Origin of the sequence: Legionella rowbothamii, from assembly GCF_900639985.1 — a bacterium.
GTDB lineage: Bacteria > Pseudomonadota > Gammaproteobacteria > Legionellales > Legionellaceae > Legionella > Legionella rowbothamii.
Window position 1 is genome coordinate 315,595 of sequence record NZ_CAAAIM010000002.1, and the last position, 15,754, is coordinate 331,348.

Genomic DNA, 15,754 nt, shown 5'->3' on the forward strand with positions numbered 1-15,754 from the left:
CGAGTGGAACGAGCATTAGCTTAAAGCTAAACCTAATTAAACAAATTATGATTGATAGTAAAACACAGGGACTAAAATTTACGGAAAAAAATAATAATTCTTAGAAGACATCACAGTAAGTATCCGCTATTCTGCTAACTGTATTTCATCTCAGTAAAAGGAATTTAATATGAGTAAAGTATTAGTATTATATTATTCAAGCTACGGACATGTTGAAACAATGGCCTATGCGGTGGCAGAGGGGGCAAAAGAAGTTGCCGGTGTTGACGTGATGGTTAAACGTGTACCTGAAACAATGCCAGACGATATCGCCAAAAAAGCAGGAGTAAAACTTGATCAGAAAGCTCCGATCGCAAGCCCATTAGAGTTAGCCGATTATGACGCCATTATTTTTGGTACACCTACTCGCTTCGGTAATATGGCTGCACAAATGCGTAACTTTCTTGATCAAACGGGCAGTTTATGGGTGCAAGGAAAATTAATTGGAAAAATAGGAAGCGTTTTTGTGTCTACCGGTACCGGGGGTGGAAATGAAACAACCATTACCTCTTTTTGGCATACGCTTGCCCATCATGGAATGCTTATCACCGGGGTCCCTTATAGTGAGTCTAGTTTGTTTGAGCTGAGTGAAATGCGTGGAAGCTCACCTTATGGGGCGGGTACTATTGCTGGCGCAGATGGTAGTCGCGCACCCTTAGAAATCGAAAAGAAAATAGCCAGAGCCCAAGGACGCCATGTTGCTGAACTTAGCAAAAAGCTAGCTTAGAAGTATTTAAACAGGTACAAGTTTTGCTTAATCTCAAAGGTTATAAAGAGTTTAATGCACAGGCTAGGGCTTCAGGATGGAATAGTTGGTTAACGCTTTCTATTTCTCCTTTTAATACTATAGGTTAATACTTTTAGGAGGAGTTCTGTAATGGAAAATAATAGTTCGCTACATCCTTGGACCGCTCGATTTGTCGTGGGAATAATCATACTTTTGCTAACGTTTGTTGGATTGATTTTGACCAACATGAAGGCTTCGGGCGCGTGGCAATTTTGGCAAATCACAACGGTTATCATTGCGTTACTCGCATTGGGTTTGAGTTTTTATCTTAAGCATACGAAGGCTATCTCAACGCCCGCCCTTATTTGGCATGAAATTTTGCATTGGTTAGGACTACTTGGTTCAGTTTATATCATGTCAATTTACGTCGATATAGGCATTATAAGTCCGTTTCTTGGAACATTAGGAGTAGTCACCCTAATTGCCCAAGCGGTTTTTTTAGCGGGTATTTATATTGAGTCAACTTTTCTTTTTATAGGAATTGTGCTTGGTTTATTCGCAATAAGTGTTGCGTGGATGGAAACACATATTTTTCTTTTAATTGTACCTATTTTAATTATTGCAATTGTAGCCTTAGGTCTTTTCGTACGACGCAAGCATTTAGCTTCGGCATCTACTCCGAACAACGAATGAGGTACAGAAAGGCTGTCGGCATGCTTAAACAGGGTTCTTATCTTATTGTAGGCTGGGCTTTGCAGCCCAGCCCTACTAAAATGCGGTATATACGCTTAGGCTAAAACACCAAGCTCAAACCAAGATATAGATTCTTGCCCCTCATCATAAATATTCGTAAACCAGGAGGGCATTTGTGTCGTAGATGCAGAACTTGAACTCTGGTCTCCCTGTCGTGGCAAATAGTTATAAAATAATTTTTCTAAAGCCTGATTATCGTCAATGAGTAGGGTAACTTGATTCACTAAATAATAGGTTTCTCGAGGTTTAATTTTGCTTCCTCGCCCATGTTGATCAAGCCACCGTAAAGATGCTAAACCAATAAACATAGACCAAGCGCAGAATAAACGGTATGGACGTCCGGCAATGATCGGGATGCTTTTTATATAAGCTAAAGAATGATAGGCATTAAGGACTAAACTCTCATGCAAATTTGTTCCTGGCGAAACAAAATAACGACCGTTAGCTTCATCATCCATCTTATCTTTTAAGATATTAACTTTTTGTAAAAAAAAGCCAAAATGTAAAGATTGATTTAATAGCTTGGTTGTCCATTTAAAATCAGCGATTACGTAAGTAAAAATTTGCGATAGTAATTTGCCAACTATTCCCGCAACAAAAAAGCAATATTGATTGGTGGTCACTAGAGACGGAAATATAATTTTGTCTTCAACCGTATAATGATGAAGAAAATGTTGCATTCCATCCATCATTTGCCCAATCGTCTTTATCATTGCATTTTTTATAGGAGCAGGTAATTCATTTTTATCTTCTAATAAGAGCGGCAGATCGCAAAGTAACCGTTTCTCTTCCGATGGTAATTGCGCTGGAAAATTATCAAGCCATTTAATGAATTGCTCATTAGATGGCTGTTCTATTAGAAATGATTTGAATACGGCAAATGAGTTATTTTGTGCCTGCATTTCTTGCCAGTTTGCATCCTCAATACTATCGACAATACGCAAAAACAAATAACTTAATGCAACCCATTCTTTTGCTGGAGAAGTTAATTGGCTAATACAGAAACTAAAACTTCTACTTACTCGTTCTAAGTGCTGATAATAAAAAGAAAACGGCTGCATAAAGGTTAACCAACTTGACCTTCACTTTGCGGTAGACTCTTTCTTATCTTACGATAACTGTCCTCGATGCTTTTTGCCAATTCATCATAGGAAATATAGTTTTTCCATACATGCATGAGCGAAAATAAATACAGGAAGCCAAACTCCAAATCATTTTCTAGGAGTGTATTACTGTACTTGATAAATTTCTCTAGGTTCGAAAAGGGTCGTGATACTGGTTTGGGTGTGGCTTGCTCCATATCTGCAAACATTTGATCAAAAGCATCTTGCATGTAATGTGGTAGGGGAATGTTGCCATCAAAAACACGGTGGTCCACACTTAAGCCTACAGGCAATATATCTTGTGCTTCAAATTGCTTCGTTGTTTTATTCCAAACCTGTTTCTTTTCAATTTCGGTTAAGGTTAATTTAAAGGTCTCACTGGGAAATAAGGGGGAAATGGCTGCCTGATAGCCCCAATGGCCAATGTTACTTAATGATATAGCCGGTCTTGCAAATAAGAAATCACGATAGACTCGCTCATGTCGAGGAGTAAGAAGACGGTTAACTACCTCATTTAAATAGGGGTGTTCTTTTTGTAAGGCTTGAGTTTTTTTATAACAATAAGCCATGATGCTCATATCATGATGAATATGCTGTGCTAATTCAGCCATGGTCATTTCATGGCAATTTTTAAACTCAATCGCACCTAACTGGTCACTGCCTGGAATCTTTACTGCAAGCGCCACATGGCTGTCGTGTGAGTTATAGAGTTTATGATTGAAAATGTAATTTCTCGCCTGAGGGTTATCAAAACAGGCTTTACTTAGAGCCTGCAACATCAGGCACGTAATGGTTTCAGGTTTAAATTTTTTCTCAAAAAAACAAACAGGGCTAACATTAATGCTAAAAATGGCAGACTCAGTAGGTAACTCAGGATCATTCCATAACGCAGACAATAACTTGCGAACATTGGTCAGTTCAACAGGAGTATCTTTTTCATAATCATGAGAAAGGTTTTTCAGCAATAAGGGCATGCTCTCCATAAATAACTGCCAATGGGCAGAGGGGGTGATGCCTATTTGTTTCAGCATGGAATGTTGTTTCTGATTAATATTGTTCATCAGCTTTAATGAACCTTCCTTGCCTAAAAGGATGCCAAGGGTCGTAACGTATTGTTCATGAGCAAATACGGTATTAATTAATTCATCTTCAAAAATGGCTAATTTTTTCTTTAAATATTCTTTATTGGGCAATCCAATCTGGCGGTATAAATCATATTCATCCATATGCCGACTCTCATCAGCAAGGACAGCTTCAAAAACACTAACAGCAATGTTTTTTTCTGTCATGGCCGTACATAATTCCTCTACCCAACCTTCACCAACTAGATTTACTAAAGTTAACGAGGTGGCTAAATCATCTTCGCTCTCAAGAGAGGAGATAAAATGATTAATGCTTTTTTGATGTCCTAGGGGTAATGCATAAGGCGCAGATAACTGAAATGCAAGTTTGGTAAACAGCGTTGCATGGAAAATCTCGTCCGTAATTTGTTGGCGCATTTGTTGATACAAATCAGTACCCTGAAGTTTCTCAAGCGATTTTATTAGACCTCTTAAACCAATCGTTTCTAATTGGGCAAATAATGAAAATAAATGAATGTAGATAAGCTTATCATGCTCAAGTTGAAAGGGTATTTCATTATAAAATATCTTATCAATGCGATTCTGGATGGTTTCCTTTTCCTCAGCAGTGAGTACTGACCATGCTTTGTTTAAGGCTCTCTCTGCACTCCAAGTTGGTTTTATCAAATCATTTAATTGAGTCATAAAATTAATACCAGTCCATTAGTTAGGTAATACGCGCCTACACTCTACCATAGTTGGCGAATTGTAAAAATATATCAAGAGGATAAAAGATATCGAATCAATAGAGAAGAGGTGGTTTGGTTACTAGTCTCATCATCGCCAATGTAATTGCATTTCCATGCTTTATTACTTTAAGATGAGTTTCTACTGATTCCTGTAATTTGGAACATGCAATCAGGTCTAAGCTTGGTTGCTGCTTTGTATATTCCCAAAACAAAGAGTTATTATGACAACACTTGAATGGTTAATGAAACTCATTGCATTTGATACAACTTCCCGTAATTCCAATATGCCGCTAATTGATTATGTAGCCAATGCCTTTGATGATATGAATCTTAAGCCAATTTTGATTCACGATGCAAAGGAGCCTAAAGCAAATTTATTGGCTACATTGCCGGGAAAAAATGGTTGTCGTGAGGGGGGAATTATCCTCTCGGGCCATACGGATGTGGTTCCTGTCGATGGGCAGGAGTGGGCTACTGATCCTTTCAATGCTACCGTAATTGACGATAAAGTATATGGACGTGGCACGTGTGATATGAAAGGCTTTATCGCAGTAGTTATGTCACTTATCCCTGAATTACAAGCCCTAAACTTTACATTTCCTATTCATCTTGCGTTTTCTTACGATGAGGAAATAGGTTGTCTGGGGGCGCCGCATTTAATTGACAAAATGGTCGCTCTTAATTACCAACCCAAAGCCTGTATTGTCGGGGAACCAACGCTCATGTTGCCAGTTATCGGTCATAAGGGAATACGCGTTTATCGTTGCCAAGTTCATGGCGTTGCCGCTCACTCGTCACTGACTGCTCACGGATGTAATGCGATTGAGCATGCGACGAGTTTTATTAGCTATCTTCGTTCCATGGCCCAGCACTTTAAAACCGAAGGAACTCAGGATCATGCCTATGATGTGCCTTATACCACCTTGACGACTAATTTGGTCAAAGGTGGGAATGCTTATAATACTATTCCTAGTTTATGTGAGTTTATTTTTGAGTTTAGGAATTTGGTACAAGATAATCCTGATGCACTTCATAATACTATTTTGGCATACATCGCAGAGCAGTTAGAACCGGCTATGCATGAAGAGCACTCAGCGGCTGAGGTTGTGCTTGATACCATTGCTAATGCTCCAGGCTTAAATACTCCGCCTACAGAACCCCTTGTGCGTGCGGCTCAAGCAGTAAGTAATAGCTCAGAATTATTAAAGGTTGCTTATGCGACTGAGGCTGGATTATTTCAACAAGCTCATATACCTACTATTGTTTGTGGCCCTGGGAGTATCGAACAAGCACATCGCGCAGATGAGTTTGTTGCATTAGAACAGCTGCAGCGTTGTCAGCGATTTATTTTAGATATGCTTCACTCGTCTTTTTTAGGAAATTGAGGCTTACGTTGTTTCTGCTACAGTAGTACGAGCACAAATTTTGATTCATTTCTAATTAATTATATAGGCTGGGCTGCGAAGCCCAGCCTATCAGGGTGCTAACGATGCTTCTTCTTTTACCTCGGTTTATTTACGTTTTGGCAATGCCACATACAATGAGCCTGTGTGATTCAACTCATTTGCTTCCACACCAGCTCGGTCACCTTCACCTTTATAGACGTCAACATGAGCCCCCATAATGGCGCCACCGGCGTCTTGGGCTACACACCAGGACGTGGATTTTTTGCAGTTATAAATAAAATTCATGCCAATAGGAATGACTTTATGATCTGTGGCACATGAAGCATGAGCGGTTAGCGAAATATTTTCCGATCCATAAGGTCCCCCATCTTCTTTAGCAAAAAATACATAGCTTTGATCTCGATTTCGCAGGTTATCTGCTTTAGCGCGATTAAGAGGATTATCCAGATACTGGCGAATTTGTTTTTCTGATGCAGCACTTTGTCTAATTTCTTTAGACACATTACAACGTAATTTGGCCTCATCATGACATTTAGGATCTTTAGCACAACGCTCTATGTTATCCAGGTTACCACCACAGGTTGGGTCTTGGGCGCATTGAACTATACGGCCTAACATCGTGCGCGGTCTGCCATTGGAGCCATCGTAATTGATATGGAATAACTTACCATCAAGTATTAATGAACCAGAACCTTCAAGCATTAAAAAAGCTGGATCGTTTGGATCTTTTACATAGCCAATGATGTGTTTGGGGTTTAAAGCGCCATGCTCAATTTCTTCGCGGTCGGGTATAACCGAGTAGGTGCCATTGGCATTTTTCATACAAAATCCACGCGGTGTTTTTGTCAGTGGATCGACGCCACAAAGAGGCCCTTTTAATTTAAGTCTTCTACTTTCGGCAGCTGCATTGACAATGCCTGGATTACCATAGAGCGGATATAAAAATGCACCGCCACGTTTGCTGCGTGCTTCAACCGCGGCTGGCGCGTAATAAGCGGTAAATTGAAACTCACCTTTTTTAAATCCAGCATGATTTTCTGGCCAGCCATCGCTTTTATACCAGTCAAATTCAGTTTTGAGGTTAGCTAAATATTTTTGAAAATCGCCACGGGCAGCTTTGGCAAAAGCAAGGAGCTTTTTATTAGTATTGATGCACCATTCCTGGCGAGTAAATCGGTGGCCTGCAATAGTCACCGTCTGATATTCGCCACGGTTTTTAGTACAGTTAGCAATTTGATGATTTAACGCATCAATAATTTCATTCATATTGCCCACAGGATTATCTAATGGAAGTTCCGAGGCGGAAATTTTATGAAACTTAAAGCGCAACACCCCTGGTTCCTTGGCGGCCATTTTCTGGCGAGTGGTAAAGTCTGCGAACCGTCTAACATCCAAACAACGCTGGATTGGATCTGCAGGCAAGGCTGCTTGAGTAATGATGCTAAACGTCATTAATAAAATTATGAGAGCTGATTGAAACATGTGTATCCTTTAGCCTCGCTAGGGTTGAGTTAGTAACAAGATTATATAGGCTATTGTTCAGTCATCAAAGGCATGCGTCAAGGTTTAATTGATAGAGTAAACTTAATGGATAAATAGATCATCAAGAACGATGGTTATTAAATTGCAGCAATAAATGAAAAATAAAAAAAACCAAAGCTTATTATTTAGGAATAGAACAGCAAGATAGCCCTAGTCGTTTACCTCAGCAATGAGGAAATATAGATTGGTAGCGTGTGTGGAGAGCGGATACTAATAGGCTACATGCTTAGGCCATTCCTCATCGCCAAACAACGGCCCAAAAACAGGAGTATTTCCTGTTTCCTTACTCCAAAAAATAGTTCCAATATCAAAATGCCACCATTCATGTTGATATGAAGTAAATCCCGCATCCTCCATTAAACCTCTCAAGAGATTTCGCTGTTTTTTGATCTTTATTTCTTCAGTAGATAAATTTATTTTCTGGTTAAAATAATCTCGATTAGCTTTTTCACTACAGTCGTCAAACGGTGTTCCCATATCTAATTCCACACCGTTAGATACCTGATATAATGTCAGGTCTATTGCACCACCACTTAAATGAGGAGGGCAGTAGGAATCGCCAAGTTGTGATGGAGGCGACATATATTTTTGGGTTTCGCTATAGTTTTCTTCATTAGTCAATGCAGGATTTTTTTTCCTCACTTCATCTCTCATCCAATCAAATAAGGTACGTTGAACTTCTCTTGGTCGATACACATCCCAGATAAGCAGACCATATTCAGCAGGAAGCTGCTCCAGCACATTCATTATCCGTTGCACCACAGCCCCACGTCCATAAATATAAGGGACCCTACTAAATCCTAATTCATAATATTTGGGACAAACTTTGATTCTTGGATGTATTTGATTATTTAGTTCGATAGGAACATAGTCAGTGTCTGAAAAATTTTCGGTCATTCTCTTTAATCCATTGATTTATTCAGGCCTTTCTAACTAGAAAGCTGCTTCAACCTTGGTATATGCGTGATACCCTAATCTTGCAATAAGATTAAGTTTATTATTATCAATTCGTTTTTTAAACCATTAGGCAGAATATCTTTTAAGCTCTCTACTGGTGGAGCAAAAAATAGGCACCGAACTTCGTGTAAATTTGTTACTAAGTAACACAGGAAGAGGTTGGATGATAAATAATTTATATCGAGCGTTTGAAACGCGCTGTTTTTTATTTGCAATTAATTGAGATTATGGCGGAATAAATTGTTCTAGAAGAAGTTAGCTCAACGTTATAAGATTAGTGCATATAAAAATAGCGGGATTTAAATAAAATGATTTCCATGTTTGCAATTCCTAATTGTGATACGGTAAAAAAAGCACGTAGCTTTCTCGAGAAAAATAAAGTTGCTTATGAGTTTATCGATTTCAAAAAAACACCGCCTACGCCAGCGCAAATAAAACAATGGAGCACTTTTGCCGGGGAGCTTCCTGTCAATAAACGAGGGACCACATACCGGAAATATAAAGACGATTACGAGGCTCTGAACTTAGAGGGAAAAATCGCGTTTATCATCGCTAATGTCTCATTGATCAAACGACCCGTTTTGGAAAAAAATGGCGAAATAATTGCCTTGGGTTTTGATGAAGAGCACTATAAAGAATTAATTAAATAAGCATTAATTTCAAGCCTATGTAATTAAGGCAATGAGCGAAATATCAGCCAGAAACCGCCAATGAGGGTTATCCCTCCTGTAATATAAATGAGGGCATTGATGAAGTTAGACGGGTTATCTAGTTTGCATTGTCCTAGGCTAATGATTCGCAGCGTACCTTTTCCTATTGAGTATATTATTGGGTCAATAATCTGCTCAAATAAAAAATAATTAGCAATCCATCCACAAACTTTAATGGCTGCTCGTAACAAACCGGAAATAAATTCATCTAACATGATGTGCGAAAAATAGTGATTCTTTTTTTATTTTAACATGGATGTAATATTTTTGTGCTCATTCATGCAAATGAATATTGTTATCAATCGCTTACATATTATTGTAAAATGGTAAATCAAATTACAAGCTGTTATGTAGCCTGGTTGTTATAACCAGGTTTTCGATTAACGAAGAATCCTGGTTATAACAACCAGGCTACAACAAGGACGAACAACATGCTGCATTTGTGTAAAAAGGCATTACTCTATGTATCGCTTATTTCTGCTGTAACTTATGCCTCTGCCACATCATTTTCTGGCTTAGTCGGTGTGGATTACCAACCAAATCATTATCCCAATGGAAACCTCCTTAATTACCATGATGTATTTTATGTTGGTACTAATACGGCGGGTAAAGCAATTACCAACGTCTATGCGGAACTGTCCCAATTAAAAGCGGCAGGGTTTACCACCGTTCGCTCCTATCAAACAACAGATTACTCTTGGGTAGATATTATCAACCAGGCCAACGCCTTAGGTATGAAGGTTATCTATGAAGCGGTGATTCCACAACAGCCTGCGGATTCAGCATACACTGGTGGATGTCCTACTGCTCCTGCTGCGCAAAACTATATTCCTTGTGCCCAAACCGTTCTTAATTCGGTAATTAATACCGTTGGAGCTCAAGTATTCCAAAATACCGTGATTCTGGTATTTGCTGGACATGAAAACTATTGTGAGGCAGGGAATATAACCGCACCTTGCAATAATCCTACTACCTCAAATGTGAGCTACCTTACTTCAGCTATAAGTGCGTTGCAAAGTACGCTTACCGCCGCGGGGCTCACTACTCCTGTAGGCTCTGCTTTGGTAAGTGGCAATTTGACTACCCCCAGCTCTGCGATTTCGCAAGACATGGTCACTTTAGTTAATAGCTATTCCGCCGCAGCTCCTTTGTCTTTTGATCCCTATCCTTTTCAATGGGGCGTAACGCCTGCCTCTGCGGTCTGGATCCAACCCTTAACGACAACCCAGTTAAATAATTCATTAGCTTGGGATTACCTACGTGTTGTTGGTTCAACAAATCCGCCGGCAAACCCAACCGCCCCTACACAGCCTTTTTATACTCCTTTGGGACGTACACTTCTATCTGCTGAGACCGGGTGGGCAACGCAGGGAAGCACGTCCATTTATGCATGCAATAGCCCTGGTCCTTGTGCTCCATCTGTTGCTAATGCAGTTACTTATTATCAAGCTCTTTATCAACAGGCGAGTACTAATTTTGTCGCCAATTCAGGATATCCAATTGGAGTTTTGGCATTTGAAGCCTATGATGAGCCGGTTAAAGGAGTAAGTTCTGCGGAAGGAAATTATGGTCTTTTTGATACTAACTGTAATCAAAAGGCAGCAGGCTTAGTTCCAAATAATGTGATGGTTGCTGATACCGGCTGCAAAGGCTTTTCTGGCGGAGCGTTGCTTACAATAGTTGGTTTTGGCAATCCTTATACCCTGATTATCACGCAAAAAAATCCAGTTACTGGTAAAAATGCCAACATGGTTATGACCAGTACTGGCAATCAAGGTCCTTTGGCTGATGCCCCATGGCCTGAGTATTTAGTATTTCCTGGTGCAAAAATCACCATTAGAGGTAATCCCTCGTGTACCAGTACGGTGCAATCGATTAATGCAGCACAGCAAATTACTTTTTCTGGCAAATGTAATTGCCCGAATAATAATGGCAATAATTGTTATTTCTAAATTTATATAAATGAAATCACCGCAGATTGTGGTGGTTTTTCTGGAGATTAATGTGAAGCAACTCAAGTTATTTGTATTTGTTTGGGGACTCATGAGTTCATTAGCGTTTGCGGGTACTTTAGGCGAGATTTCTTCGGTAGCCGATAATCAAACGGGGCTGTTTATGGGGCTCGGTGGCAGCTATAATTCTGTTCGTCTGAATTCAAATCTATTAGGTACGCTTAATGTAACCGGTGGTTTGCCACCCCTGGGAATTTTTGCGGGCCGTAGGGCGTCGTTCCATAATCGCGCGCAAGATTTTTCTCTTGAAGCCCAAGCAGGTTATTTTAAACATTTCCCCGCTAGTGAATGGTTGTGGGGGCTTGAATTTTTATACCAATACACTAATTTAAAAATTAGAGCGCCGGGATTTGTGCGTGCAATTGATGTAACCGATCCTGCGGTAAGTACGACGGACACCCTTAGCTTTGGTGCTATAGACGCTAAAGTGAATGATACCTTAATGTTGCCTGCCTTTCTTGGTCGCTCCTATAAAAACAGTTTTATTTATGTTGGTGTTGGGCCTGCATTATTTAATACCCAACAAAAAATCGCCGCAATTAACGATGCTGAGTCCGCCTATTATATTGGCACTATGGATGGCATTTCTAAAAGTAAATGGATATGGGGAGGGGCGGTCCAGGCGGGTATGGCCTATTATGTTAATGCTGTTTGGTTCTTTAAATTAAATTATACCTGTGCGTTCACCGGTAATTATGCACTAAATAAAACCGCTTCCTTTGTGCCAGAAATGAACCAAGGATTTAATTCGGGTACATTGAGTTTTCATAGCCGCCAAAGCCTTGTTAGCCAAGCGGTGGCTTTGTCGATCAATAAAGTATTTGCATTATAAGTGGAAACTACTTGGATGCCGGATTATGGCTGAGGCTATAATCCGGTATAGAGGTTGTTTTTATACTGAGAGTGTGGTTTGCTCGATTACCGGATTATTAGTAGGCGTATGTATCGGAGCATCTGGAGCAAAGAAAGTTGACGTGCTTGCTTTGGAAGAGGACGCGGTGTTGTTTTCCTCGCGCAGAGCTTTTAATTGCTTATGCAGTGCTTTAAATTGGGCGCTCAGCTGCTTCTCTTCTTCTAAGAATTCAGACTCTTGTTTCGTGGGTAACATGGATTTATTCATTGTTTTAATACAATCCGTATTACGTACTAAACCATCGAAATCTAACCCATAGCCGATAATAAACGCATCTTTAGAAACCGTAAATCCAACGAAGTCAGGATCTATGTCTCGTTTTTGTTTCTTATCAACAAGAACCATGAGTTGCACTTGTTTCGCATATTCAATATTTTCAAAATGTTTCTTTATTGCATCAGCTGTTTTACCCGTATCGCAAACATCATCAACCACAATGATTAAGCGGTTAGTTAAAATACCCTTAGGCTCTGTAAAACGTAATGCCCCAGACTCCATTCCCTCATAGCTGGTAGTTTGCATGGTTGAGTATTGGAAACGGTAATGACGTTTGGTCAATTCGTTATATAAGGCGGCAAAAAACGGGTGCGCTCCATCCATTAAGCCTACTAAGATGGGGAATGCATCAGGATGTTTTTCTATTAATTGATCTGCCAGTTGTTCAACTGCTTTTGAAATATTTTCTTTAGAAAGGGGAACGCCGTTAACATCTTCGCATACTTCCGAATTGTCCCAAAATCGAGGTTCTAGCGTCTTTTTAAACTCGTTGATTGCATCTAATTTTTTTTGAATTTCATCTAGCTGCGTAAGAATTACTTGTTCTTTCATAACAACATCCTATTAATTAAAAAGTACATCTTAAAACTATTGGCAAGAATAGCAGGGCTAAGAAAATGAATTGCCAAAATACCCTGTAATCAAGTAACTTAAAGCCTAAATGGTTCTTAATACATGTATAAAACATTAGCCAAAAAGGCGCGTTATTCTCCGCAATTTGCAATAAAAATACAAGAGTATATTGCAGCTGTTAAAAGCGCAGAAATAGAAACAGGCTCTTGTGTAAAATCCTTAAATATGCATGAATAGAGAGTAAAAATAATTAAATAATGGCCAATGGACTAACTAATGTATGAAAATCAAATTATTTGAGATTTTAAAGCTAAAGAATAGCTTATATGGACTTTGTGCGCTGTTATTTTCAGCAAATTGCTGGGCGGTAAATGCAGAAGCGGCGCTGGCTAAAAAAATTAGGGAAATTGAGAAGAAATCTCATATAGTAATGGGGATTACGGCCATTCATATCGAAAAAAATCGAATGATTACGCATAATAGTAATCAACGTTTTTTTATGGCAAGTACGATTAAATTACCCATCGCTGTAGCTTTTTTGCATCTCGTGGATGAAAAAAAGGAATCATTAAGTCGTATTATTAAGCTGAGCTCAAAAAACTCGGTTCCAGGCTCAGGATATTTACATCATATGTTTGAAAAGAAACAAATTAATATCTCGTTACAACAAATACTTAAATACACGCTAATCAACAGCGATAACAGTGCAAGTGATTCACTTTTAAAAGCAGCTAAGGGGCCTGAGGCCGTAAAAAAACGGATGGCGGCCCTGGGCTTTAAAGACATCCATGTTAATCGTTCCATCCTGGAAATGTTCGTAGATACCAATCATGTCGACCATGCTTTATTAAAAAAACGTCCACCTGTGTTAACTTGGGAACGAGCATTTGATCGTGTTTCCCTTAAAGACAAACAGAAGGCTTGGCAGCGTTTTCAAAACGACCCTCGTGATACCACAACTCCAAATGATATGGCTAAGCTCTTGGTCAAAGTTTATAAAAACCAAGCATTATCAGAGACCAGTACTCAATTGCTTATGAAAATTATGGAACAATGTCGAACCGGGAGGAGTCGTATAAAAGGCTTGCTACCCCCGGGGGTTAAAGTGGCACATAAAACAGGCACATGGTCTATTTACGAGCCTAAATATTTAAATTATTCAGGGTCTAAGAAACTATTTCGTTTTGTGAGTGATGTGGGGATTATCACATTACCTCACAATAAAGGGCATATCGCAATCGCGGTGTATGTGAAATCTCAATCTGCAAGTGATTACCCTAGAAGTCGTGCAATTGCTTTAGCAAGCAGAGCCATTTATGACCATTTTATGAAATCTTAGCTTGGGTGAAATACCGCTTATCTTACTCTTTTCTATGTCCTGCCGTTTGTCCCTGAAGCAGGACCTTGGTCTGATCTTTGGTTGCCCCCGACAATGTAAAGAGGAAATTTCTCAACGTATTTATTCACATCACTCTATAGTTATGACCCACTCGGATTCGGTTTGTTAGGTCCTGCCCCTAAATCGGCCCACTCATCGTTCTCATATCCATCCAGCCTGGTTGTATTTGTAATGGGTTCGTCCGAAGTGGTTGAGGAGCTAAATAAAGATGAGGACGAAACCTTCGGTTTATTATTGGCCATCTCCGCATAGGTAAAGGCTTCTGCCAATAATTGACTTAATTGTTTAAGTGAATTACTTACAATGGCTTCTCGGTCTTGCGAAAGGTTTTGGGAACACAGCAGTGTTACTACTTCGGTAGGGGTTAGACGTTTGGTATAATCCAGATTTAACAAACCTAATAAGGCCTCTGTAACTTCATCAGAATATCCAAGCTCATCCAGTTTATCACTTAATTCGGCATGAAAGCTTTCATATTCCTGTAATCGTGTTGCATAGGGAATTGAATCCATCAGGGGCAAGAGGAGTAATTTTTTTGTTGCCTCATAAATATCTGGATGAATAAATGGTGCCACAGCAAAACCAAGTTTCCATGAATCGATGAGCTTAATACGATCTTCTTCGGTATAACTAACAGGAATCGGAGTATAGCTAGGATCCTTAGGAGAACGTTTTATAAACTCAGGGGGATTATGCATTATATCGCCATTTGGATAGGCTTGGACTTTACCCTGAGCACCGAAGATTACCGCAGAGCCAAAATCAGCTACAGTCACTTCAAATTGAGAGGTTATGAGTATGTTTTCAGGTTTTAAATCACGGTGATAGATATGGTGTTCATGTAGATCTGCGAAGGTTTTGGCCAGTATTAAGAGGAGATGGGGCACCAGTTCTTTATTTTTGTCCCCAGAATTAAATGCAATTTTTTCAATGAAGTTACTGCCATCTCCTCGGCTAGCCAGAGGAAAAATTTGGTATATAGTTTCTTCATTTTTACTGCTTACAGTGCGAATCATATCAATGGCACTCAACGTTCCTTTAATATGGTGTTGTTGAATAGCGTCATGTATTTCTTGTTCTATCTCCAATTTATCCAAATCTGCCGGGGTTAGTTTTGCTTTTGCTTTCGATGGTTTTATTTTTTTTACTCCCAGGAATAAACCTGTGGTTTCATCTCGAGCCAGGCGTACTGTGCTGAAAGCCCCCTTCCCTAAGACAATTTTATTGATGGCCTCTCCTTCTTTTTTTATGCTTTCTTGCTGAGCAAAATGCTTGTATTCATCCTCCAGTAAGGTCCCCATTAAGGTATAGGAATGACCACGTGCCGAGCGTAAACTACTATGAGCTTTTCCTGATGGCTTTTTATCTGTTCGTTGCCCTAAATTATTATTATTCTCGGTTTTTTCATCAGTCATGCAATTCCCCTAAAGGTAACCACCTTTAATTTAGTGATTCACTTAACTTTAAGTATAGAAGGGGTTTTGGATTGTTCAATTTTAAATCAGTTTGTTTCTGCCATTGTTGTACAAGATAT

Annotated in this window: 14 protein-coding genes; 8 read left to right on the forward strand and 6 right to left on the reverse strand. The window is 39.4% G+C overall.

Features of this window, described 5'->3' with window-relative positions; genetic code table 11:
- The first annotated feature begins 169 nt into the window (after positions 1–169).
- Both wrbA and E1P08_RS06605 read left to right on the forward strand, forming a co-directional pair.
- Entirely contained in the window at positions 170–766 is a 597-nt protein-coding gene (gene wrbA / locus E1P08_RS06600; protein WP_133136232.1) for an NAD(P)H:quinone oxidoreductase, read from the forward strand.
- A gap of 150 nt (positions 767–916) precedes the next feature.
- A complete protein-coding gene (locus E1P08_RS06605) occupies positions 917–1,459 on the forward strand; it encodes a hypothetical protein (protein WP_133136233.1) in 543 nt (180 codons plus the stop codon).
- 95 nt (positions 1,460–1,554) lie between these two features.
- Here E1P08_RS06605 and E1P08_RS06610 read toward each other — a convergent pair whose 3' ends face one another.
- Together E1P08_RS06610 and E1P08_RS06615 are read right to left on the reverse strand one after the other, a co-directional pair.
- A complete protein-coding gene (locus E1P08_RS06610; RefSeq protein ID WP_133136234.1) occupies positions 1,555–2,580 on the reverse strand; it encodes a squalene/phytoene synthase family protein in 1,026 nt (341 codons plus the stop codon).
- A gap of 5 nt (positions 2,581–2,585) precedes the next feature.
- A complete protein-coding gene (locus E1P08_RS06615; protein WP_133136235.1) occupies positions 2,586–4,388 on the reverse strand; it encodes a 2-oxo acid dehydrogenase subunit E2 in 1,803 nt (600 codons plus the stop codon).
- Between the two features lie 265 nt (positions 4,389–4,653).
- Here E1P08_RS06615 and argE point away from each other — a divergent pair, with 265 nt between their 5' ends.
- Positions 4,654–5,817 carry an acetylornithine deacetylase gene (gene argE / locus E1P08_RS06620; protein WP_133136236.1) on the forward strand — a complete coding sequence of 388 codons (1,164 nt, stop codon included), beginning with the start codon at positions 4,654–4,656 and terminating at the stop codon, positions 5,815–5,817.
- Between the two features lie 126 nt (positions 5,818–5,943).
- Here the strand turns inward: argE and E1P08_RS06625 are convergent, their stop codons facing one another.
- Positions 5,944–7,320, reverse strand: a complete 1,377-nt coding sequence (locus E1P08_RS06625; RefSeq protein ID WP_133136237.1) for an MltA domain-containing protein — start codon at positions 7,318–7,320, stop codon at positions 5,944–5,946.
- 270 nt (positions 7,321–7,590) lie between these two features.
- A complete protein-coding gene (locus E1P08_RS06630) occupies positions 7,591–8,277 on the reverse strand; it encodes a M15 family metallopeptidase (protein ID WP_133136238.1) in 687 nt (228 codons plus the stop codon).
- Between the two features lie 368 nt (positions 8,278–8,645).
- Here E1P08_RS06630 and E1P08_RS06640 point away from each other — a divergent pair, with 368 nt between their 5' ends.
- From E1P08_RS06640 to E1P08_RS06650, 3 genes are all read left to right on the forward strand, one after another.
- Positions 8,646–8,987, forward strand: coding sequence for a Spx/MgsR family RNA polymerase-binding regulatory protein (locus E1P08_RS06640; RefSeq protein ID WP_133136239.1), 342 nt, complete (start codon positions 8,646–8,648; stop codon positions 8,985–8,987).
- Between the two features lie 491 nt (positions 8,988–9,478).
- Complete coding sequence (locus tag E1P08_RS06645) at positions 9,479–10,999, forward strand: glycosyl hydrolase family 17 protein (RefSeq protein WP_133136240.1); 1,521 nt, start codon at positions 9,479–9,481, stop codon at positions 10,997–10,999.
- A 52-nt stretch (positions 11,000–11,051) separates the two neighbouring features.
- The gene (locus E1P08_RS06650; protein WP_242602399.1) at positions 11,052–11,891 is read left to right on the forward strand and encodes a hypothetical protein; all 840 of its coding nucleotides are present in this window, start codon (positions 11,052–11,054) and stop codon (positions 11,889–11,891) included.
- Between the two features lie 60 nt (positions 11,892–11,951).
- Here the strand turns inward: E1P08_RS06650 and E1P08_RS06655 are convergent, their stop codons facing one another.
- Positions 11,952–12,800, reverse strand: a complete 849-nt coding sequence (locus tag E1P08_RS06655; protein ID WP_133136241.1) for a phosphoribosyltransferase — start codon at positions 12,798–12,800, stop codon at positions 11,952–11,954.
- Positions 12,801–12,923: 123 nt separating this feature from the next.
- Here E1P08_RS06655 and E1P08_RS17630 point away from each other — a divergent pair, with 123 nt between their 5' ends.
- Together E1P08_RS17630 and bla are read left to right on the forward strand one after the other, a co-directional pair.
- A complete protein-coding gene (locus E1P08_RS17630) occupies positions 12,924–13,058 on the forward strand; it encodes a hypothetical protein (RefSeq protein WP_278042432.1) in 135 nt (44 codons plus the stop codon).
- A 43-nt stretch (positions 13,059–13,101) separates the two neighbouring features.
- Complete coding sequence (bla, locus tag E1P08_RS06660) at positions 13,102–14,160, forward strand: class A beta-lactamase (RefSeq protein ID WP_133136242.1); 1,059 nt, start codon at positions 13,102–13,104, stop codon at positions 14,158–14,160.
- A 140-nt stretch (positions 14,161–14,300) separates the two neighbouring features.
- On the opposite strand, the gene E1P08_RS06665 is transcribed toward bla, so the two are convergent.
- The gene (locus E1P08_RS06665) at positions 14,301–15,635 is read right to left on the reverse strand and encodes a protein kinase family protein (protein WP_133136243.1); all 1,335 of its coding nucleotides are present in this window, start codon (positions 15,633–15,635) and stop codon (positions 14,301–14,303) included.
- Between the last annotated feature and the right edge of the window lie 119 nt (positions 15,636–15,754).

What these genes read in the sequence shown, in the direction of transcription:
- E1P08_RS06605 (WP_133136233.1), top strand. Translation starts at nt 917, where the DNA reads ATGGAAAATAATAGTTCGCTACATCCTTGGACCGCTCGATTTGTCGTG.
- wrbA (WP_133136232.1), top strand. Translation starts at nt 170, where the DNA reads ATGAGTAAAGTATTAGTATTATATTATTCAAGCTACGGACATGTTGAA.
- E1P08_RS17630 (WP_278042432.1), top strand. Translation starts at nt 12,924, where the DNA reads ATGTATAAAACATTAGCCAAAAAGGCGCGTTATTCTCCGCAATTTGCA.
- E1P08_RS06655 (WP_133136241.1), bottom strand. Translation starts at nt 12,800, where the DNA reads ATGAAAGAACAAGTAATTCTTACGCAGCTAGATGAAATTCAAAAAAAA.
- bla (WP_133136242.1), top strand. Translation starts at nt 13,102, where the DNA reads ATGAAAATCAAATTATTTGAGATTTTAAAGCTAAAGAATAGCTTATAT.
- E1P08_RS06665 (WP_133136243.1), bottom strand. Translation starts at nt 15,635, where the DNA reads ATGACTGATGAAAAAACCGAGAATAATAATAATTTAGGGCAACGAACA.
- E1P08_RS06615 (WP_133136235.1), bottom strand. Translation starts at nt 4,388, where the DNA reads ATGACTCAATTAAATGATTTGATAAAACCAACTTGGAGTGCAGAGAGA.
- E1P08_RS06625 (WP_133136237.1), bottom strand. Translation starts at nt 7,320, where the DNA reads ATGTTTCAATCAGCTCTCATAATTTTATTAATGACGTTTAGCATCATT.
- E1P08_RS06610 (WP_133136234.1), bottom strand. Translation starts at nt 2,580, where the DNA reads ATGCAGCCGTTTTCTTTTTATTATCAGCACTTAGAACGAGTAAGTAGA.
- argE (WP_133136236.1), top strand. Translation starts at nt 4,654, where the DNA reads ATGACAACACTTGAATGGTTAATGAAACTCATTGCATTTGATACAACT.
- E1P08_RS06645 (WP_133136240.1), top strand. Translation starts at nt 9,479, where the DNA reads ATGCTGCATTTGTGTAAAAAGGCATTACTCTATGTATCGCTTATTTCT.
- E1P08_RS06640 (WP_133136239.1), top strand. Translation starts at nt 8,646, where the DNA reads ATGATTTCCATGTTTGCAATTCCTAATTGTGATACGGTAAAAAAAGCA.
- E1P08_RS06630 (WP_133136238.1), bottom strand. Translation starts at nt 8,277, where the DNA reads ATGACCGAAAATTTTTCAGACACTGACTATGTTCCTATCGAACTAAAT.